This is a genomic window from Acidocella sp. C78, assembly GCF_907164655.1.
The window spans coordinates 1-19,198 of record NZ_CAJQZK010000096.1 but is presented as its reverse complement, the minus strand read 5'-3'; the positions used below and the strand labels follow the sequence as shown (position 1 = coordinate 19,198).

Genomic DNA, 19,198 nt, shown 5'->3' with positions numbered 1-19,198 from the left:
GACCTGCGGCGCGGCGCCGGGACGCCGCGCCGCACATCGCAACCGGGCATATCGCCGGCATGGCCTCGCCGCCCGCCGGGACCGCCCTTGAGGCACACATGACCGACCTGGCCGAATGGTTCAACGAACACCGCATCACCGAAGTCGAATGTCTGGTGCCGGACATCACCGGCATCCCGCGCGGCAAGATCATGCCGGCGCAGAAATTCCTGCGCGGCGGCGCGCCACGGCTGCCAGAGAGCATCTTCATCCAGTCCGTCACCGGGGAATATCCCGAAGATCCGGACGACAAGCTGACCGATCCGGCGATCATCGACATCAACCTGATCCCCGATCCCTCCACCGTCCGCCTCGTGCCCTGGGCGCACGAGCCGACCGCGCAGATCATCCATGACTGCCAGTATTCCAATGGCCGGCCGGTGACAATCGCGCCACGGCAGGTGCTGCGCCATGTGCTCGCACTGTACGAGGAGCGCGGCTGGAAGCCGGTGCTGGCGCCGGAGCTGGAATTCTACCTGGTCGGGCGCAATACCGATCCCGACTATCCGCTGGCGCCACCGGTCGGCCGGTCGGGCCGGCAGGAAACCGGGCGACAATCCTACTCGATCGACGCGGTGAACGAGTTCGACCCGCTGTTCGAGGAGATGTACGATTTCTGCGAGATGCAGGAACTTGATCTCGACACGCTCATCCACGAGGAAGGGGCGGCGCAGGTCGAGATCAACTTCCTGCATGGCGATCCGCTGAACCGGGCGGACCAGGTGTTCCTGTTCAAGCGCACGGTGCGCGAGGTCGCCTTGCGGCACGACATGTACGCCACCTTCATGGCCAAGCCGATGGACGAGGAGCCGGGCAGCGCCATGCATGTGCACCAGAGCGTGGTCGATCTCGAAACCGGGCGAACGCTGTTCGCCGACACTGACGGGCGGCCGAGCCCGCTGTTTCTCTCCTTCATCGCCGGGTTGCAGAAATACATCCCGGTGATCATGCCGATCTTCGCGCCGAACGTGAATTCGTATCGGCGGCTGACGCGGTTCTCCAACGCGCCGATCAACCTGCAATGGGGGCACGACAACCGGACCTGCGGGCTGCGCGTGCCCTATGGCGAGGCGGATGCGATGCGCGTCGAGAACCGGGTGCCGGGGGCGGATGCGAACCCCTATCTCGCCTTCGCCGCCTCGCTCGCCTGCGGCTATCTCGGCATGGTGGAAGGGCTGACGCCGACGCCGGCCTTCCGCGGCTCGGCCTATTCGCAGCCCTATTCGCTGCCGCGCGAACTCTCGCACGCGCTCGAGATGATGGAGCAGGCGCGGCCGCTGATCGACATTCTCGGGCAGAAGCTGGTCGAGGTGTTCGTCGCGGTGAAGCGGCTCGAATACGAAACCTACCTGCGGGTGATCAGCTCGTGGGAACGCGAACACCTGCTGCTGAACGTCTGAACCGCATGGCCCTGTCGAACTACTACGAAACGACGGCGCGCTATGCCGCGACGACAGCGCCGCTGACGGGCGATCTGCGCTGCGATGTCGCGATCATCGGCGCGGGGATGACCGGATGCGCGGCGGCGCTGCATCTCGCCGAGCGCGGCTATCGCGTGGTCGTGCTGGAGGGCGAGCGCATCGGCTTCGGCGCCTCGGGGCGGAATGGCGGGCAGGTGCTGCCGGGCTTCGCCGCCGATCTCGGCAAGCTGCGGCGGCTCGTCGGCGGTCCGGCGGCGAAGGCGCTGTGGGAGATGTCGCTGGAAGCGGTGGATCTCGTGCATGCGCAGATCGCGCGGTTCGCGATTCCGTGCGATCCGCGGCGGGGGTATCTGCATGTCGCGGTGAAGGCGCGGCAGGTGGGCGAGCTGGAAGCCTGGCAGCGGGAACTCGAGGAACTCGGGCTGGAGGGATTCCGGCTGCTGCGCGGTGCGGCCTTGCAGGAGCGGCTGCGCAGTCCGCGCTACGTTGCCGGGCTGCTCGATCCGGTCGCCGGCCATATCCATCCGCTGAACTACACGCTCGGCCTCGCCCATGCGGCGATGGCGGCGGGGGCCACGATCCATACCGGCACGCGGGTCGCCTCGATCACGCCGGGCGATGAGGTGGTGCTGAAAACGGCAGGCGGCAGCGTGCGCGCGGAGCATCTGCTGATCTGCGGCAATGCCTATCTCGGCACGCTGGTGCGGCCGATCGCCGGGCATGTGATGCCGGTCGGCACCTATATCGTCGCGACCGAATCGCGCGCGGATGTCCGCGATCTCATTCCGCATGACGAGGCGGTGGCCGACCTCAATTTCGTGCTCGACTATTTCCGCCGCAGTGCGGATGACCGGATGCTGTTCGGCGGGCGCGTTTCATATTCCACGCTGCCGCCGCCCAACCTCGGCGCGGCGATGCTGGCGCGGGCAAAACGGGCCTTTCCGCAGCTCGCGGATGCGCGGGCCGAGCACGTGTGGGGCGGCAATGTCGCGATCACCCGCAACCGGCTGCCGCATTTCGGCCGCCTCGGCCGCAACGTGCTGTTCGCCCAGGGGTTTTCGGGGCATGGCGTGGCGCTGACCGGGCTGGCTGGCCGGCTGATGGCCGAGGCGGTGGCCGGGCGCGCCGAGCGGTTCGATATCTTCACCCGCATTCCGCATGCGCGGTTTCCGGGCGGCCCCTTGCTGCGAATGCCAACCCTGGTGCTGGCGACAAGCTGGTTCCGGCTGCGGGACATGCTCTGACCGGGTTGCCAGAAACAACAACCTGTGGTTGCTATTCGGGACAAACCCGGAGACACGCGCCATGCGCCCTGCCCGCCTTGCGCCCGCGCTGTGCGGCGCGGCCATCCTGCTCGTCGCGATCGCGTGGCGGCGGGGCGGCGAGTATGACGAGTTCTATTCCGTCTTTCTCGTGGCCGGGCATCCGCGGCCGGACTGGCCGGCTTCGCCTTTCAGCGCCGGCGCGGCGGGGGCGTTCTATCGCGGCCATGCGGGGTTCGGCGCGATCGCCGCGACGTTGCGGCGGGGCGATGTGCATCCGCCGCTGTATTTCTGGCTGCTGTCGCTCTGGCGCGATGGGGTCGGGTTCGGGCTGTTCCGGCTGCGGCTGCTCTCGGTGGCGGAGACGCTGGGCGCGCTGGCGCTGCTCGGGCGGATCGCCTCGCGGATGGGCGTCAGCGCATCGCTGGCGATCGTGATCACGACGCTGTTCTACGGCTTCGCCTATACCGGGATCGTGGCGCGGGATTTCGCGCTGGCGACACTGTGCGCGATGGCGGGGACGCTGCTGGCGATCGATGCGGCGCGCGCCGGCAGCGCCCGCGCCGGGTTTTGCGCCGGCGCGCTGCTCGGGGCCGCGTGTTTCAGCAATGACCTGGCGGTTTTCACGGCGCTGGCGGTGGGTCTCTGGCTGACCGCGATGACCTGGCGGCGATGGCGGGTGTGGCTGGCCGCGGCGATCGGCGGGGCGATGTTCCTGCCGGCGGGGCTGTGGTTCTTTCTCGCGCAGGCGGGGTCGCGGCGGGGGCAGTTTCCGCCGTTTCACCTCGCCCCGGCGCTGCTGAGCCTGGCGCGGGATGAGGCCGGCGCGCTGCTCGGCGCCCTGCCCCGCGAGGTGCCGGCGGCCCTGTCGATGCCGGTTGCGACGGTACTGGGGGTGGGTCTGGCCGGGTTGGTCATCCTTGTCCTTCGCGACGAGCGGCGCGCGCTCGGGCGAGAGGACCGGGCGCTGCTGGCGGCGGGGTTCGCTGCACCGCCGCTCGGCCTGCTGACGTTGGGGGCGGCGTTCGGCAACCAGCCTTTCGAGATGCGCTATGTGTGGCTCGGCCTGCCCTTTGCCGGCTGGCGCTGGCGGCCACGCTGCGGGATCGGCCGCGCGTGCTGGCGGCACTGCTGGCGGTCGGGGCGGCGTCGGTCGCGGGGCTCGCGCTTTCGCCGGCGACGATGCAGCCGGCCGGGCGCACGGCGCGGGCGGCAGCGGCGCTGCCGGCGGATACGCTGGTTGTTCTGCCGTTCGGCAATGACGGGGTGGGCGTGCCCGGCCCGTTCGTGGCCGCCTCACCGCCGCAGATGCGCATCCTGGTGGCGCGGGCGGCGGGGCCGGCGGTGCTGGCGGCGGCGCGGCCGTATCCGCGGGTCGCCGTCGCACGGATCGAGGTGGATGGGGCCAGCCGCGCGCTGGTGCCCCGGCTCGATGCCCTGTTCAAGGCCGCGCCCTGCTGGCACTCTGTGCCGGCGGGACCGCTGCTTGCGGTGTTCGCCAACACATGCCGGGAGCGGATATGAGCGGATTTTTCGAGGGGTTCAGCGAAACGACGGCCGATCTCGGCGATGGGCGGAAGTTCCGGCTGCGCAGCGGCGGCAGCGGGCCGCCGCTGGTGATGCTGCATGGCATGCCGCAGACCCATTGCATGTGGCACAGAATTGCCCCTGCGCTGGCGGAACGGTTCACCGTGATCTGCCCGGACATCACCGGCTATGGCGGCAGCCACAAGCCGGCGGCGAGCGAGGATCACGCGCCGTATTCCAAGCGGCGGATGGCGCGGGATATCGTGGACCTCGCCACGCATCTCGGGATTGGGCGCTTCGCGCTGGTTGGCCATGATCGCGGGGCGCGGGTGTCGCACCGGTTGGCGCTCGACCATCCGGACCGGATCTCGCAACTTGCCGTGCTCGACATCATTCCCACGATCGAGCATTTCGAGCGCACCGACATGCGCTTCGCCATGGGCTATTATCACTGGTTCTTTCTTGCCCAGCCGGCGCCGCTGCCCGAAGACCTGATCAACCGCGACGCCGGATACTGGCTGCTGTCGCAGACCGCCCGGCACAAGACGGCGCGGGCGGTGTTCGACGAGACGGCGATGGCGGATTATCGCCGGGCGATGGCCGACCCGGCGACGGTGACGGCGATCTGCGAGGATTATCGCGCGGCGGCGACGATCGACCTTGACCATGACCGCGAGAGCCGGGCGCGGCGGGAGAAGATTGCCGCGCCGCTGCTGGTGCTGTGGGGGGCGCGCGGGCTGGTTGGCGCGCTGTATGACCCCTTGGAGATCTGGCGGGGGTATGCGGCCGGGGCGGTCGCGGGGCGGGCCATCGAGTCGGGCCATTATCTGGCGGAGGAGGCCCCGGAGGCGACGCTTGCCGCGCTCCAGGGGTTTCTGGCGGAGGGTTAGGCCGAAGGCGGGATCAGGCGGTCAGCGCCGCCGGTTCCTTGCGCTCGCGCTTGACGATGAGTTTGTTGAGCGCGTGGATATAGGCGCGGGCGGCGGCGACGATGGTATCGGTATCCGAGCCCTGACCGTCGACGCTCTTGCCGTTTTCCTCAAGCCGGACGCCGCATTTCGCCTGGGCGTCGGTGCCTTCGGTGACGGCGCCGACGGTGAAGAGCTTCAGCTCCGCCTCGTGCGGGCAGATCGCGCGGATGGCGTTGAAGGTGGCATCGACCGGGCCATCGCCATGCGATTCATGCACTTTCACCTCGCCATCGATTTCGAGTTCGAGGCGGGCGCGGGGCTTGGCCTTGGAGCCGGCCCAGACTTCGAGGGCGACGAAGCGGATGCGGCTCTGGTCGCGCAGCACGGTTTCGTCGAACAGGGCGGCGATGTCTTCGTCGTAGACCAGCTTCTTGCGGTCGGCGAGGTCCTTGAAGCGGCGGAAGGCGTCGTTCAGGGCGTTGTCGCCGACTTCGCCATAGCCGAGGGCGCGCAGCTTGTCGCGGAAGGCGGCGCGGCCGGAATGTTTGCCGAGCACGAGGCTGGTTTTCTGCCAGCCGACGGATTCGGGCGTCATGATTTCGTAGGTGGCGGCGTTTTTCAGCACGCCGTCCTGGTGGATGCCGCTTTCATGGGCGAAGGCGTTGCGCCCGACGATCGCCTTGTTGGGCTGGACGTCGAACCCGGTGATGGTGGCGAGCAGCTTGGAGGTGCGCAGGATGCGCGGGGTTTCGATATTGTTGCGGTAGGGCACGGCATCGGGGCGGGTGCGGATCGCCATCACGATCTCTTCCAGCGCGGCGTTGCCGGCGCGCTCGCCGATTCCGTTGATGGTGCATTCGATCTGGCGGGCGCCGGCCTTGATGGCGGCGATGGTGTTGGCGACGGCGAGGCCGAGATCGTTATGGTTGTGGGTGGAGAAGATCACGCCATCGGCGCCGGGGACGCGCTCGCGCAGCATGGTGAAGATGCGGGCGATGTCTTCCGGCACGGCGTAGCCCACGGTGTCGGGGATGTTGATCGTGGTGGCACCGGCGCGGATGGCGGCCTCGACGCAGCGGCAGAGGAAATCGGGCTCGGTGCGGCTGCCATCCTCGGCGGACCATTCGACGTCGTCGGTATAGTCGCGGGCGAGGGTGACGGAGCGGACGACCGCTTCGAGCACGGCTTCGGGCTCCATTCGCAGCTTGTATTTCATGTGCAGCGGCGAGGTGGAGATGAAGGTGTGGATGCGCTTGCGCTCGGCGGGCTTCACCGCCTCGCCGGCGCGGACGATATCGTCGCGGCCGGAGCGGGCGAGGCCGGCGATGACGGGGCCCTTGATGGTTTCGGCGATGCGGCGCACGCTTTCGAAATCACCCTGGCTGGCGATGGGGAAGCCCGCCTCGATGACATCGACGCCGAGTTCGGCCAGGGCTTCGGCCATGCGCAGCTTCTCGTCGAGATTCATCGAGAAGCCGGGGGATTGTTCGCCGTCGCGGAGCGTGGTGTCGAAGATGAAGACGCGATCGTCGGGGATTTCGCCGAAATTGGGGTGATTGATGGTCATGAGTGAAACTCGCTCTGTCTGATGAAACCGGAGGGTCGCTTCGTTCCCCTGTGCGCGCCGGCTTTCGGCCGGGGGTTACGCCCAGGGGCCGATAAGTCGAAGCGCGCCGATCAGCGCCGGGCCGGAGAGCGGCCGGTCGTGCAGCAAGACCCGAGCGTGGTTGCCGAACATCATTTCCTTTTCCGCGTAGCACGGGGGTGCTGGCGGGCGCAAGGCAGCGGCGAAGGCCGCCGGCCGGGACCGGCGGCGGTGGGGCGGGCGCGGGCGGGGGATCAGGCGGCGCGCGGCGGGGCGCGCTGGTGATGCGGACAGGGCAAAAGGGTGCGGCCGGCGGGCGCGGGATTGGCGGATGCGGGATTGATGGAAGCGGGGGCGAAGGGCGCGGCGGCGGGGGGTTCGGGTTGGGGTTGGGGTTCGGGTTCGGCTTGCTGGTAGTGGGGGATGGGGGGATTGCGGAGGCCGAGCATGTGGCAGAGCGGGCGGAGGATGCGGCCGAAGCGGTAATCGGAGGCGATGAGGGTTTGCGTGGCGGGGCGGCGGAGCAGATGGTCGAGCTGGGCGGCGCAGACACGGGCCTCGAAGATGCGGATGCCGAGCCAGGCGCGGTTGCGCGGGAGGGGCGGCGCATCGGGGTTCGGGGTGGTTTTCGGCGCGGGGGCGAGAGTGGCGCGGCGTGGCGCGTGGCGCGGCGCGATGGGGCGCGCGGGCTGGCTGCGCAGGCGGCGGACGAGGCTGGCGAAGCGGCTGGCGGTGCGGCCGAGGCGGGCGCAGAGGCGGATGGTGAAGGGTCCGGTGCCGGGATAGCCCCGGCAGATGAAGAGAAACACCCCCTCCCCCGCCCGCCGGGCGACGCCCCTGAGCAGGGTTTCGATGATCAGGCCGAACATCGTTTCGGGCGCTGCGGACTCCATGCGGGCAGACAAGCATGGAGGGTCGGGGGTGAGAAAGGGATTTTTGCGGGGGGTTAGATTTTGTGGCGGTGGGGTGGGGGAAAGGAGTTATTCAAGGCGGCGGCCTGTATTCTGCTTTGCGCCCTTCCCAGTCGCCCAGTCATCATGAGGGCACGCTCCAAAGCTGAGACTCGTGGTTGTTCCGCTGGTCGACCGGCTTGGGGGGAAGCCGCCCGTCCGCTCTAGTCAACGATTTATGAAGTAGCTGACGTTTGTCGCGCCAAAGACAGAAACCGGGCGAGCTGCTTTCGTACGGAGAAGACGTCAGGCCGTTTCTCTTATTCTTGCACCCAGCCCACTGATCTGCAAGCGTATGGGTCGGGGGGCGTTGCAATGGCTTTCAAAGCAGGCGTTGTGTTGGTTGTCGGTGCGGGGTTTGCAAAGAACGCAGGCATGCCACTGGCCAACGAGTTCACCGAACGCCTTCTCGACGTAAATATGCTGAAAGAGAATGGGCCCAGCGTGGCGCAAGCCGCGTTCCTTCGTCGTTTTGTAAATGAGACCTTCAACGGCGGTGTCGACACACCAGACGAGAAGTGGCCAGAACTTGAGGACATATTCACTCTTGTCGACCAATCAGCAAACTCCGGCCACCATCTCGGCCGCCTATACTCGGCCGCAGACCTTCGCGTTGTTCGGCGGGCAATGATCGTCCGGATCGTCCATATGCTCCAACAAGCCTACAAAAAGCAGATGAAACGGCGCGATGCGGATTCTAAGCTGCTTAACGCGCTATTCGATGGCCTCAGGTTAGACAACACAGCTGTGTTGAGCATGAACTGGGACATGGTTTTCGAACGCGGCATCGCATTGCGACAACAAGTCCGGCACATCGAATACGGTTGCCATGCGAATCCAATTCGTTTCCAGAATGACCAAGTGCGCAAGAGACGCTCAGCGGAATTAGGGACCAGGACGCTTCACCTTCTCAAGCCTCATGGGTCGATCAACTGGCTCTACTGTGATGCCTGCCGTGAAGTGTTCTGGTTACCTCCAAACGAAACCGAAAAGGTCGCGCAGACCCTTTTTCAAGACAGAGACTGGCGCGCTGTCTTTGGGCCGACGTATAAGGGCACCTATCCCAAATCTGTAAGACCTCATTGTCCGCATTGCCGTTCGCAATCGCTTGGCACCCGAATAGCGACCTTCAGCTATCGCAAGGCACTCGATTTTCCGATGCACGCAGCGACTTGGAGAACGGCGGAAGAACACCTCAAGACGGCGACCCATTGGGTATTCTTTGGATATTCCATGCCCGCGGCGGATTTCGAGTTCAAATATCTGCTGAAGCGTGTCCAACTTACCGGGGTTATTCCACCTGATATCACGGTGATAACGGGCGGCAGCAACAAAGCGGCAGACGAAACAATACGCCGCTACAAACAGTTCTTCGGTGACGGGCCTGGCGACCGACACTATTTTCGTGCCGGCCTGACAAAAGAGGTGGTCAGCCACCTTCGTAGCGTTGAGGCACTCAATCCAGATAGACGGGCACGCCGATCGAACGTGAAGTCGGCATCCCGCAGGTCGTGATCAACGGGTCCATTCTCCCCGAATACTCCAGAGGCGCAGCATTTCCTCGCGGCCCGAGACGATATCAAGTTAACCGGGCCAACGGCAGCTTTCGGGATCTCGCAGCTCATGCGCAGACGTCGGACGTGGGGGCGAAAGCTTCCGTAACGACGGGCCCAGGCAATGGCCGCTATTCTCATTTTCCGCTCCAAAGCGGTCTGGCAGCCATCGGCTCGTGCCAGGCATCGGCGGTGACGCATCGGAAGCTTGTACGGTTCGAAACCGAAACTCACCCAGCTTAATCAGCAAAAATTTTTTGGTTCTTTTTTATAAAAAAGAACGCCTTTTCAGAACCTTGCGGCGGGAGCAAAAAAAATCAGAGGGAGAAGACGATCACGCTTTCGAGGTGGGGCGAGGCGGGGAACTGGTCGATGGGGGTGGCGGCGGTGATGTCGTAGCCGGCGCGGCGGAGGGGGGTGGCGTCGCGGGTCAGGGCGTCGGGGTTGCAGCTGACGTAGACGATGCGTTTGACCTTGGATTCGGCGATGGCGCGGATTTGGGGGGCGGCGCCGTCGAAGGGCGGGTCGAGGACGATGGCAGCGGCGGCGGAGAGTTCCCTGGCGGTCATCGGGCGGCGGGCGAGGTCGCGGGTTTCGGTGGTGATGCGGCCGGCGAGGCCGGCGGCGCGGGCGGCGGCGTCGAGGGCGGCGATGGCGGGTTGGTTGCCTTCGACGGCGTGGATTCGGGCGGCTTCGGCGAGGGGGCCGGTGAGGGTGCCGATGCCGGCGTAGAGTTCGACGATCTGGGATTTGCGGGTGAGTTTCGGGGGCAGGCCGGCGAGGACGGCGGCGCGGATGGCGGCTTCGCCTTCGGTGGTGGGCTGGAGGAAGGCGCCGGGCGGGATGGTGACGGCGAGGCCGGCGCAATGGAGGATGGGCGGGCGCTGGAGGAGGACGGGTTCGTCGGCCAGGCTGATGCGGGGCAGGTCGTGCTCGCGGGCGAAGGCGACGAGGCGGGCGCGATCGGCGGCGGTGGCGGGGGCGTCGAGGGTGATGGCGATGTCGGCGCCGGTGTCGAGCAGGTTGACGAGGACGCTGCCGGTTTTGTGGAAGGCGGCGAGGCGGGCGAGCAGGTCGCGCAGTTTGGGGATGAGGGCCTCGATCGTGGGGTGTGCGAGGGGGCATTCGGCGATGTCGACCACGTCGCGGGAGCGGGGGGCGTGGAAGCCGAGGCGGAGGGCGCCGCCGACGCGCATGGCGGCGAGATCGACCCGGCGGCGGGTGCCCATCGGGATGGCGACGAGGGGGGCGAGCGGTGCGGCGGGGAAGCCGGCCTGGGCGAGGGCGGCGCGCAGGCGTTCGCGTTTGGCGGCGTGCTGGGTGGCGGGGGGGATGTGCTGCGCGGTGCAGCCGCCGCAGGCGCCGAAGTGACGGCAGGGTGGTGTGGCGGGTTCAGGCGGCATCGCGGGCTTCGATGATGACGTGGGCGTAGGCGTAGGGGGGTTCGTCGGTCAGGGAGACGTGGACGAAGGCGATGCGGCCGGGCGGGGTGAGTGCGGCGAGGCGGGTGGCGGCGGCGCCGGTGAGGTGCATGGTGGGCTGGCCGGTGGGCAGGTTGACGACGCCGAGATCGGACATGAAGACGCCGTGGCTGAAGCCGGTGCCGAGGGCCTTGGCGCAGGCTTCCTTGGCGGCGAAGCGTTTGGCGAGGGTTGCGGCGAACTGGGCCGGGCGGCGGGCGGCGCGGCGGCGTTCGGTTTCGGTGAAGACGCGGTGGATGAAGCGTTCGCCGAAGCGTTCGAGCGTGCGCTCGACGCGGCGGATGTCACAGAGGTCGGAGCCGATGCCGATGATCATGGGGGTGTCATAGAGAGAGTGGGAGGCAGCGCCAAGGCGGGGGTCAGGTGCGGGCGCGATCGACCTGGGCGACGCCGCCGGCGGCGCGCAGGCCGGCGATGACCTGGGAGAGGTGCCGGAGGTCGCGCACCTCGACATCCATCAGGCATTCGAAGAAATCCTGCTGGCGGTGGATGATCTTGAGGTTGGCGATGGCGCCGTCCTGCTTGGCGACGGCGTTGGCGATGTTGGCGAGGGTGGCGGGGGCGTTGGCGGCGATGACGCTGATGCGGCCGGTGAAGGGGCGTTCGCGGCCGGCGCCGTCGCGCGTGCCTTCCTTGCCGTGGCCGATCTGGGTGTAATCCCAGTCGACATCGATGAAGCGCTCGGGCGTGGTGGCGAAGGTTTCGAGGGTGAGGCAGTCGCGGGTGTGGATGGTGACGCCTTTGCCGGTGGCGATGATGCCGACGATCTTGTCGCCCGGGAGGGGGTGGCAGCAGCCGGCGTAGTGGACTTCCATTCCGGAGATGAGGCCGGTGATGGGCAGGCCGGTGCCGCGCGCGGGGGGGCGCGGGGCGCGGGCGAGCAGGCCGGGGACCATGCGGGGGGCGCGGGATTCGCGCAGTTCGGGATAGGCGGCGTGGACCACGTCCTTCGCGGCGAGATTGCCGGTGCCGACGGCGACGTAGAGATCGTCGAGGCTGGCCTGTTTCAGTCCCTTGAGCGCGGCTTCCAGCACTTTTTCGGAGCCATCGACGCCGTCCTGGCGGAAGGACTTGGCGAGGGCGGCCTTGCCCTGGTCGCGGTTCTGCTCGCGCAGCTGGCTGGCGATGAAGCGGCGGACGCGGGCGCGGGCCTTGCCGGTGACGACGAAGCGTTCCCATGAGGGCGAGGGCGTGCCGCCGCGGGCGGTGAGGATTTCGACCTGGTCGCCGTTTTGCAGTTCGTAGCGCAGCGGCATCAGCCGGCCGTTGATGCGGGCGCCGACGCAGGTATCGCCGATCTGGGAGTGGACGGCGTAGGCGAAATCGACGGCGGTGGCGCCGCGGGGGAGCTGGATGAGCTGGCCCTTGGGGGTGAAGCAGAAGACCTGGTCCTGGTAGAGTTCGAGCTTGGTGTTTTCGAGGAATTCGTCGGGGGCGGAGGAGTTTTCGAGGATTTCGAGCAGGTCCTGCACCCAGCGGAACTGTTTGACGTCGGACGCGGAGGCGTCGCCCTGCTTGTAGAGCCAGTGCGCGGCGACGCCGTTTTCGGCGATGGCGTGCATTTCGGGGGTGCGGATCTGCACCTCGATTTTCTGGTTGCGCGGATGGCGCAGCGTCACCCCGGTGTGGAGCGACTGGTACATGTTGGCCTTGGGGGTGGAGATGTAGTCCTTGAAGCGGCCGGCGATGACGGGGAAGGCGGCGTGGATGGCGCCGAGGGCGATGTAGCATTGCTCGCGGGTGGGGACGAGGATGCGGAAGGCCATGATGTCCGACAACTGCTCGAAGGCGACGTTGCGGCGCTGCATCTTTTCCCAGATCGAGTAGATCGACTTTTCGCGGCCGGAAATGTCGACCACCTCGACCCCGGCATCGCCGAGGATGCGGCCGAGCTCGCCGCGCACCTCGTCGATCACGTCGGCGCCCTGGCCGCGCAGGAAGTTCAGCCGGGCCTTGATCGAATCGGCGGCCTCGGGATCGAGCACGGCGAAGGCGCGGTTTTGCAGCTCGACCTTGACGCGGTCCATGCCGATGCGTTCGGCGAGCGGCGCGTAGATCTCCATCGTCTCGCGGGCGATCCGCGCGCGGCGCTCGGGCGCGCGGACGAAGTCGATGGTGCGCATGTTGTGCAGGCGGTCGGCCAGCTTGACGAGCAGGACGCGGATGTCCTTGCTCATCGCCAGCACGAGCTTGCGGAAATTCTCGGCCTGCTTGGTGCGGTCGGACTGGAGTTCGAGGCGGGTCAGCTTGGTGACGCCATCGACCAGGCCGGCGATTTCGGGGCCGAAGCGGCCGGACAGGGTCGGCAGGGTGACGCCGGTATCCTCGATGACGTCGTGCAGCAGGGCGGTGGCGATGCTGCTGGCGTCGAGCCGGTAATCGGCGAGGATTCCGGCCACTTCGAGCGGGTGGGAGATGTAGGGATCGCCGTTTTCGCGGGTCTGGCCGGCATGGGCGGCCTCGGCGACGCCGTAGGCGTCGTCGATCAGGGCGGCGTCGATCCGCGGGTCGTAGGCGGCGATCCGGCTGATCAGCGGGGTCAGCGCCTCGTGGGTGACGGTGAGGCCGGAAAGCCCCTCGGGCGCGCGGGAGGGCTGGTTCAACGCCAGCCCGTCGCGCGGCGCGCCCACCGGTTCACGGTCCGGTCAGCGGCGCGGACGGCCGCCGCCAAGCTCGGCCTCGATCGCGGCGGCGATGTCCTCGGAGGTCATTTCCTCGGATTCGGCGGCCAGCGCGGCGGCTTCCTCCTCGGCGGAGACGTCTTGCAGGCCGAAAATGTTCTGGTCGGTCGGGATCAGGTCCTGCACTTCCTCGTCGGCCGGCTCCGGGTCGGGGACGCGGGAGAGCGACTTCACCAGGTCCTGCTCAAGTTCGCCGAAGACGACGGTGGAATCGGCGATTTCGCGAAGGGCGACGACGGGGTTCTTGTCGTTGTCGCGGTCGATGGTGATGGCGGCGCCGCGCGAGAGGTTGCGGGCGCGCTGGGCCGCGAGCAGCACCAGCTCGAACCGGTTGGGGATCTGTTCGATGCAGTCTTCGACGGTGACGCGGGCCATGGGAACACTCCAGCCGGGCGCCCGGGGGCGCCGTGAACAACCTGATTGGTGAAAATAGCAACGAAGCGCCCGGCATGCAAGCAGACCGGAGCGTTCCTGCTACCAGCGCGCGATGCCGCGCGCGGCTTCGGGCGGAAGCGCGTCGAGCAGCGCCGCCGCCGATGAATTCAGCACAGGATGCACCCAATCGGGCGCAACATCAAGCAGGGGGCGCAGGACGAAGACGCGCTGGTGCGCGCGCGGATGCGGCAGCAGAGGCGGCGACGCGTCGCGCACCATTCCGTTGACGTCGATCAGGTCGAGATCGAGCGTGCGCGCGGCATTGGCGACGCCGCGGATGCGGCCGAACGCCGCCTCGACCCGGTGCAGGGCGGCGAGCAGCTCGGCCGGATCGGGCGCGCCGGAGAATCGGGCGACGCCGTTGCAATACGCCGGCTGGTGCGGATCGGGCGGCACCGGCGCGGTTCGGTACCAACGTGAAACGGCCTCGAACTGAAGATTTGGAATTTTCGCGACGTCTTCCAAGGCGCGAAGACATGTGTCATACGGTGAGACGGCTTCTGCGAAAGGCAGGTTTGCACCGAGCGCTATCAGGATCATGTGGCCTACTTTTAGTTGCGTGACACTTTTACGTAAACGTGCTTTGTCGAACGTGTTTTAAGCAGATTGTTTGACCTAGCTTTATTAGTCTTGAAAGGCTTTTGCGATGCGCCTGTTACCCCAAGAAAAAACGGCGTTGTTCATCGATGGCGCAAATCTGTATGCGGCGTCCCGCGCGCTGGGGTTCGACGTCGATTACAGGAGGCTTCTGGAATTTTTCGACAAGTCGCACCTGATCCGGGCGCATTATTACTCCGCGCTGCTGGAAACCGAGGAATATTCGCCGCTCAAGCCGCTCACCGACTGGCTGGCATATAATGGGTACACTCTGGTCACCAAGCCGGCCAAGGAGTTCACCGATGGCGCGGGACGGCGCCGGGTGAAGGGCAACATGGATATCGAACTCGCGATCGACATGCTCGAAATCGCGCCGCATATCGACCATGCCGTGCTGTTTTCGGGCGATTCCGATTTTCGCCGCCTCGTCGAGGCGGTGCAGCGGCGCGGCGTGCGCGTTTCGGTCATCTCGACCATCAAGACCAGCCCGCCGATGATCGCCGACGAGTTGCGCCGCCAGGCCGACCAGTTCATTGATCTCGCCGATATCGCGCCCGAGTTCACCCGCCGGCAGACCGAGCCGAAGCAGCGCGCGCCGCGCGGCGAGGCCGGCCAGGACTGAGCCGTCCGGGGACCGAGCCGCCGATGCAAGCGGAGCCGCCGCGCGACTGCCCGCTTTGCCCGCGCCTTGCGGAATTCCGCGCGGCGAACGGGGCGGCGTTTCCCCTCTGGTTCAATGCGCCAGTGCCGGGTTTCGGCCCGCGCGATGCGCGGCTCCTGGTCGTCGGGCTGGCGCCGGGGCTGCGCGGCGCCAACCGCACCGGCCGGCCCTTCACCGGCGATTTCGCCGGCAAGCTGCTCTATGGCACGCTGCTGAAATTCGGCCTCGCCCGCGGCAGCTATGCCGAGCGCGCGGATGACGGGCTGGAGTTGCGCGATTGCCGGATCGTCAATGCGGTGCGCTGCGTGCCGCCGGCAAACCGGCCGCTGCCGGCCGAGATTTCCGCCTGCAACCGTTTCCTGAAAGACGAGATCGCGGCGATGACGCGGCTGCGCGGCATCCTCGCGCTCGGCGGCGTCGCGCACCAGGCGACGCTGCGCGCCTTCGGGCTGAAGGCGAGTCATGCGCGGTTCGGCCATGGCGCGACGATCGAGCTGCCCGGCGGCATCACGCTCGTGGACAGTTTCCACGTCTCCCGCCTCAACACCAATACCGGGCGGCTGACCGCGGCGATGTTCGAATCGGTGGTCGGCGGCCTGCTCGCGCGGATCGGCGGCTGATTTCCGCGCGCTTTGGCGAAACCGCCGACGCGGGATAGAGAGATCGCATGGAGTCAGCGCCGCGCCCTGCCCCGCCCGCCGCGCCATCGCTGGTGACGGCGCATGGACGCGCGGCGCTGCTCGATCCCGATGGGGAGTTGCGGCTGCTCACGACCGCCGAGGCGCGGGCGGCGCTGCGCGACCTGCCGCCGCCGCTCGTGGTGCATGGCCCGGCGACGCTGCGGCGGCTCGACCTCTCGAGTCCGGTGTTCGACCTGCTCGACCTGTTCGCCTTCGTGCTGCCGGCGGTGACGGCGGCGCCGACCCCGGCGGGCCTTGCCCGCGCCCTCGATTTCGACCCGCCGGAGACGATCGAGGCGGCGGCGGCGCTGCTGCCGGACATCGCCACCGCCCTGCTCGGCCGGCTTGGCCAGGGGGCGTCGCTGCCGATGAACCGCCGGGCCGCGGGGCTCGCGGCGCTGATGGGCGAGGCCGGCTGGCCCTGGGCGAAGCCGGTGGCGGCGGCGCTGGGGCAGCCCGCCGCGCGGCCGGACCGGGCGGCGCTGCGGCTCGGCGTGATCCTGCCCGAATGGGAGGAGGAGGCGCCGCGGCCGCCGCCCGCCGCCTATCCGGTGCCGCCGGAGGCCGCGCGCGAGCGGCTGGCCGGGCTGCTCGGCGGCGGGGCGGAACCGCGGCCGGCGCAATCGGATTACGCCTCGGCCTCGACCGCCGCCTTCGCGCCGCCGGAGGCCGAGGGCGTGCCGCACTGCGTGCTGGCCGAGGCCGGCACCGGGACCGGCAAGACGCTCGGCTATCTCGCCCCCGCCTCGCTCTGGGCCGAGCGGAATCAGGGCAGCGTGTGGATCTCGACCTATACGCGGCATTTGCAGCGGCAGATCGAGCAGGAGACGGCGCGGCTGGAGGGCGACGCGGCGCGGCGGCGCCGGCGCGTCGTGCTGCGCAAGGGGCGGGAGAACTATCTCTGCCTGCTGAATTTCGAGGACGCGACCGCCGGGGCGCGGGGGGGCAATCTCGTCGGCCTCGGGCTGGTGGCGCGCTGGGCGCTGGCCTCGGGCGATCATGACATCGCCGGCGGCGACCTGCCGGGCTGGTTCGCCGAGCTGTTCGGCGCCGGGCTGCTCGCGCAGATCGCCGACCGGCGCGGCGAGTGCATCCATTCGGCCTGCGCGCACTGGAAGCGCTGCACGATCGAGCATGTGATCCGCCGCGCCCGCGGCGCCGATCTCGTGATCGCCAATCATGCGCTGGTGATGGCGCAGGCGGTGTGGGGCGGGCTCGACGATGCGGGCGTGCCGACGCGCTACGTGTTCGACGAGGGGCATCATCTGTTCGACGCCGCCGATTCGGCCTTCGCCGCCGAGCTTTCCGGCGCCAGCATGGCGGAGCTGCGCCGGTGGCTGCTTGGCGCTGAAGGCGGGCGGTCGCGCGCGCGGGGGCTGGCGCGGCGGCTGGAGGATCTGGTCGGTGCCGATGCGCAGCTCGCCCCGCCGATCGAGGCGATGCGGGCGGCGGCGCGGGTGCTGCCGGGCGGGGCGGCGCTGGCACGGCTCGCTGATCCGGCGGCGACGCTTGACGAGATCGGCCCCGGCGCGGCCGAGGCCTTTCTCGCCGCCCTCGCCGCCCAGGCCCGCGCCCGGGCCGCACCGGCCGAACGCGAGGCGGCCCTCGATATCGAGGCGGATCTCTACCCCGCCGAGCCGGCGCTTGCCGCCGCCGCCGACGATCTCGGGCGGGATCTCGCACGGCTCGAAACGCCGCTCGCGGCACTGCGCGCGCGGCTGGCCGCACGGCTGGAGGAGGAGGCGGGCAGCATCGAGAGCGCCGAGCGGCAGCGGATCGAGGCGGCGATTCGCGGGCTCACGCGGCGGGCGCTCGATCCGCTGGCGAGCTGGCGGCGGATGCTCGCCGCCGTGGGCGCCGCGCCGCCGGAGCCGGGCGAGCGGCCGCACCATGTGCTGTTCATCCGCCACGGCCGCGACAGCGCGCTGCTGTCGCATCTGCTCGACCCGACCGAGGCCTTCGCGGATGCGGTGGCGAGCCGGGCGCATGGGCTGCTGATCACCTCGGCGACGCTGCGCGACCGCACCACCGCGGTGGAGGACGCCGAGCAGGACGCCGAATGGCGGCGGGCGGAGGCGCGCAGCGGCGCGGCCCATCTCGCCGCACCGGCGATTCGCGCCGCCTTCGCCTCGCCCTTCGACTATCCGGCGCAGACGCGGATTTTCATCGTGCGCGACAATCTTCGCGCCTCGCCGGAGGCGCTGGCGGCGGGGTTTCGCGCGCTGTTCCTGGCCGCGGGCGGCGGCGCGCTGGGGCTGTTCACCGCGATCGCGCGGCTGCGCGACGTGCAGGCGCGGATTGCCCCCGCGCTGGATGCGGCCAACATCCCGCTCTTTGCCCAGCATGTCGATGCGATGAACAATGCGACCCTGGTCGAGAGTTTCCGGGCCGAGCGGAATGCCTGCCTGCTCGGCACCGACGCGATGCGCGATGGGGTCGACATTCCGGGCAACGCGCTGCGCCTCGTCGTGTTCGAACGCACGCCCTGGCCGCGGCCGGACATCCTGCACCGGGTGCGGCGCACCCATCTCTCGGAGGGCGATCCGCGCGCGTATGACGACGCGATCGTCAGGCTTCGGCTGCGGCAGGGATTTGGCCGGCTCATCCGCCGCGCCGGCGACCGTGGCGTGTTCGTGCTGCTGGACCGGGCGTTTCCCTCGCGCCTTGAGAGCGCGTTTCCGCCCGGCGCGGCCGTGCAGCGCGCGGGGCTGGCCGAGACGGTCGAGGCGGTGCGGCGGTTTTTCGCCAGCGACCACCCGCCCGGCTGAACCCGCCACGGCCAGGGGCGGTGCGCCGACCGCCCTTGCGCGGCGCGGCGGGATTTGCGGACCGTCCAAAGATATGTTTAATTGAAGTAACAAATAGTCCTATTTTCTGTACGTTTTAAAGAAAATTTTACGATACGATTCTTCAACGGGATCGCAGGAGGCATTATGAAAATCGAGCAGCCGGCCGGCTCGGGCCGCAATTCCCGCAAATTGAAACTGCTGACCAGCGTTTGCGCCGCCGTGGTGCTCGGCACGCAGCAACCGGCGCTCGCGTTGAACGGGCCGGCGCCGGTGACGTTCGACGGCGGCGCGCTCGGCCCGCTGGTGGTCAGCGGCGGCCTTGACGGCTATGCCTATGGCCTGACCGGGACGGGCAAGGTCGGCGGTCATGACCTGTTGCGCTCAAGCCGGAATTTTGGCGCCGAGCTGATGAACAGCCAGATTTCGCTGCAGAAGCCGACAGGGCTGGTGCGGTTCACCTTGCAGATCGGCTCGGTCAATTCGCTGTCGCTCGGCACGGCGCCGGCGGCGACATCGGTGACGACCTTCTCCACCGGGCCGATCTATGCCGCGTATGTGACGCTCGCCCGAGCCGGCATGTTTCGGTCTCGGTGGGGCGGATCGATTCGCTGGAGGGCTACGAGGCC

Annotated in this window: 16 protein-coding genes and 2 pseudogenes; 10 read left to right on the top strand and 8 right to left on the bottom strand. The window is 68.3% G+C overall.

The annotated features are described in order from the left end of the window. Positions 1-98 precede the first annotated feature (98 nt). Positions 99-1,439 (top strand): glutamine synthetase family protein, encoded by a 1,341-nt coding sequence (locus ACIDOCELLA78_RS94570; protein ID WP_201729582.1) that lies wholly within the window; start codon positions 99-101, stop codon positions 1,437-1,439. Positions 1,440-1,444: 5 nt separating this feature from the next. Further along, positions 1,445-2,704, top strand: coding sequence for an FAD-binding oxidoreductase (locus ACIDOCELLA78_RS94565; protein WP_201729595.1), 1,260 nt, complete (start codon positions 1,445-1,447; stop codon positions 2,702-2,704). Positions 2,705-2,938: 234 nt separating this feature from the next. Here the strand turns inward: ACIDOCELLA78_RS94565 and ACIDOCELLA78_RS94560 are convergent, their stop codons facing one another. Continuing rightward, a complete protein-coding gene (locus ACIDOCELLA78_RS94560; protein WP_201729599.1) occupies positions 2,939-3,163 on the bottom strand; it encodes a hypothetical protein in 225 nt (74 codons plus the stop codon). Between ACIDOCELLA78_RS94560 and ACIDOCELLA78_RS94555 the strand changes: the two are divergent. The 3 genes and pseudogenes from ACIDOCELLA78_RS94555 to ACIDOCELLA78_RS94545 all read left to right on the top strand — a co-directional run. Beyond that, a pseudogene (locus tag ACIDOCELLA78_RS94555) lies at positions 3,054-3,395 on the top strand (hypothetical protein); the annotation flags it as partial. The gene ACIDOCELLA78_RS94560 and the pseudogene ACIDOCELLA78_RS94555 overlap by 110 nt on opposite strands. Positions 3,396-3,778: 383 nt before the next feature. Beyond that, on the top strand, positions 3,779-4,246 hold the full coding sequence (locus ACIDOCELLA78_RS94550) for a hypothetical protein (RefSeq protein WP_201729598.1): 468 nt from the start codon (positions 3,779-3,781) through the stop codon (positions 4,244-4,246). Then, positions 4,243-5,139, top strand: a complete 897-nt coding sequence (locus ACIDOCELLA78_RS94545) for an alpha/beta fold hydrolase (protein ID WP_249676559.1) — start codon at positions 4,243-4,245, stop codon at positions 5,137-5,139. Before ACIDOCELLA78_RS94550 ends, ACIDOCELLA78_RS94545 begins: the two co-directional genes overlap by 4 nt. A 13-nt stretch (positions 5,140-5,152) precedes the next feature. Here the strand turns inward: ACIDOCELLA78_RS94545 and ACIDOCELLA78_RS94540 are convergent, their stop codons facing one another. Together ACIDOCELLA78_RS94540 and ACIDOCELLA78_RS94535 are read right to left on the bottom strand one after the other, a co-directional pair. Next, positions 5,153-6,727: a 2-isopropylmalate synthase gene (locus tag ACIDOCELLA78_RS94540; RefSeq protein ID WP_201729580.1), complete on the bottom strand. Its 1,575-nt coding sequence runs from the start codon at positions 6,725-6,727 to the stop codon at positions 5,153-5,155. 272 nt (positions 6,728-6,999) lie between these two features. After that, the gene (locus tag ACIDOCELLA78_RS94535; RefSeq protein WP_283770865.1) at positions 7,000-7,638 is read right to left on the bottom strand and encodes a hypothetical protein; all 639 of its coding nucleotides are present in this window, start codon (positions 7,636-7,638) and stop codon (positions 7,000-7,002) included. A 372-nt stretch (positions 7,639-8,010) separates the two neighbouring features. On the opposite strand from ACIDOCELLA78_RS94535, the gene ACIDOCELLA78_RS94530 reads away from it, so the two are divergent. Next, complete coding sequence (locus tag ACIDOCELLA78_RS94530) at positions 8,011-9,210, top strand: hypothetical protein (RefSeq protein WP_201729579.1); 1,200 nt, start codon at positions 8,011-8,013, stop codon at positions 9,208-9,210. Positions 9,211-9,565: 355 nt separating this feature from the next. Here ACIDOCELLA78_RS94530 and ACIDOCELLA78_RS94525 read toward each other — a convergent pair whose 3' ends face one another. From ACIDOCELLA78_RS94525 to folK, 5 genes are all read right to left on the bottom strand, one after another. Beyond that, a complete protein-coding gene (locus tag ACIDOCELLA78_RS94525; RefSeq protein WP_201729578.1) occupies positions 9,566-10,651 on the bottom strand; it encodes a class I SAM-dependent RNA methyltransferase in 1,086 nt (361 codons plus the stop codon). Next, on the bottom strand, positions 10,641-11,045 hold the full coding sequence (acpS, locus tag ACIDOCELLA78_RS94520; protein WP_201729577.1) for a holo-ACP synthase: 405 nt from the start codon (positions 11,043-11,045) through the stop codon (positions 10,641-10,643). Before acpS ends, ACIDOCELLA78_RS94525 begins: the two co-directional genes overlap by 11 nt. Before the next feature lie 43 nt (positions 11,046-11,088). After that, the gene (locus ACIDOCELLA78_RS94515) at positions 11,089-13,272 is read right to left on the bottom strand and encodes a bifunctional (p)ppGpp synthetase/guanosine-3',5'-bis(diphosphate) 3'-pyrophosphohydrolase (RefSeq protein ID WP_249676579.1); all 2,184 of its coding nucleotides are present in this window, start codon (positions 13,270-13,272) and stop codon (positions 11,089-11,091) included. Between the two features lie 102 nt (positions 13,273-13,374). Next, positions 13,375-13,785, bottom strand: a complete 411-nt coding sequence (gene rpoZ / locus ACIDOCELLA78_RS94510) for a DNA-directed RNA polymerase subunit omega (RefSeq protein ID WP_201729576.1) — start codon at positions 13,783-13,785, stop codon at positions 13,375-13,377. 99 nt (positions 13,786-13,884) lie between these two features. Continuing rightward, positions 13,885-14,385, bottom strand: coding sequence for a 2-amino-4-hydroxy-6-hydroxymethyldihydropteridine diphosphokinase (gene folK, locus ACIDOCELLA78_RS94505; protein ID WP_201729575.1), 501 nt, complete (start codon positions 14,383-14,385; stop codon positions 13,885-13,887). Positions 14,386-14,491: 106 nt separating this feature from the next. On the opposite strand from folK, the gene ACIDOCELLA78_RS94500 reads away from it, so the two are divergent. From ACIDOCELLA78_RS94500 to ACIDOCELLA78_RS94485, 4 genes and pseudogenes are all read left to right on the top strand, one after another. Then, positions 14,492-15,064 (top strand): NYN domain-containing protein, encoded by a 573-nt coding sequence (locus ACIDOCELLA78_RS94500; RefSeq protein ID WP_201729574.1) that lies wholly within the window; start codon positions 14,492-14,494, stop codon positions 15,062-15,064. Positions 15,065-15,087: 23 nt separating this feature from the next. Further along, positions 15,088-15,723, top strand: coding sequence for a uracil-DNA glycosylase (locus ACIDOCELLA78_RS94495; RefSeq protein ID WP_201729573.1), 636 nt, complete (start codon positions 15,088-15,090; stop codon positions 15,721-15,723). Between the two features lie 47 nt (positions 15,724-15,770). After that, positions 15,771-18,551: an ATP-dependent DNA helicase gene (locus ACIDOCELLA78_RS94490; protein ID WP_201729572.1), complete on the top strand. Its 2,781-nt coding sequence runs from the start codon at positions 15,771-15,773 to the stop codon at positions 18,549-18,551. Between the two features lie 165 nt (positions 18,552-18,716). Further along, positions 18,717-19,198: pseudogene (locus tag ACIDOCELLA78_RS94485) on the top strand (hypothetical protein); the annotation flags it as partial.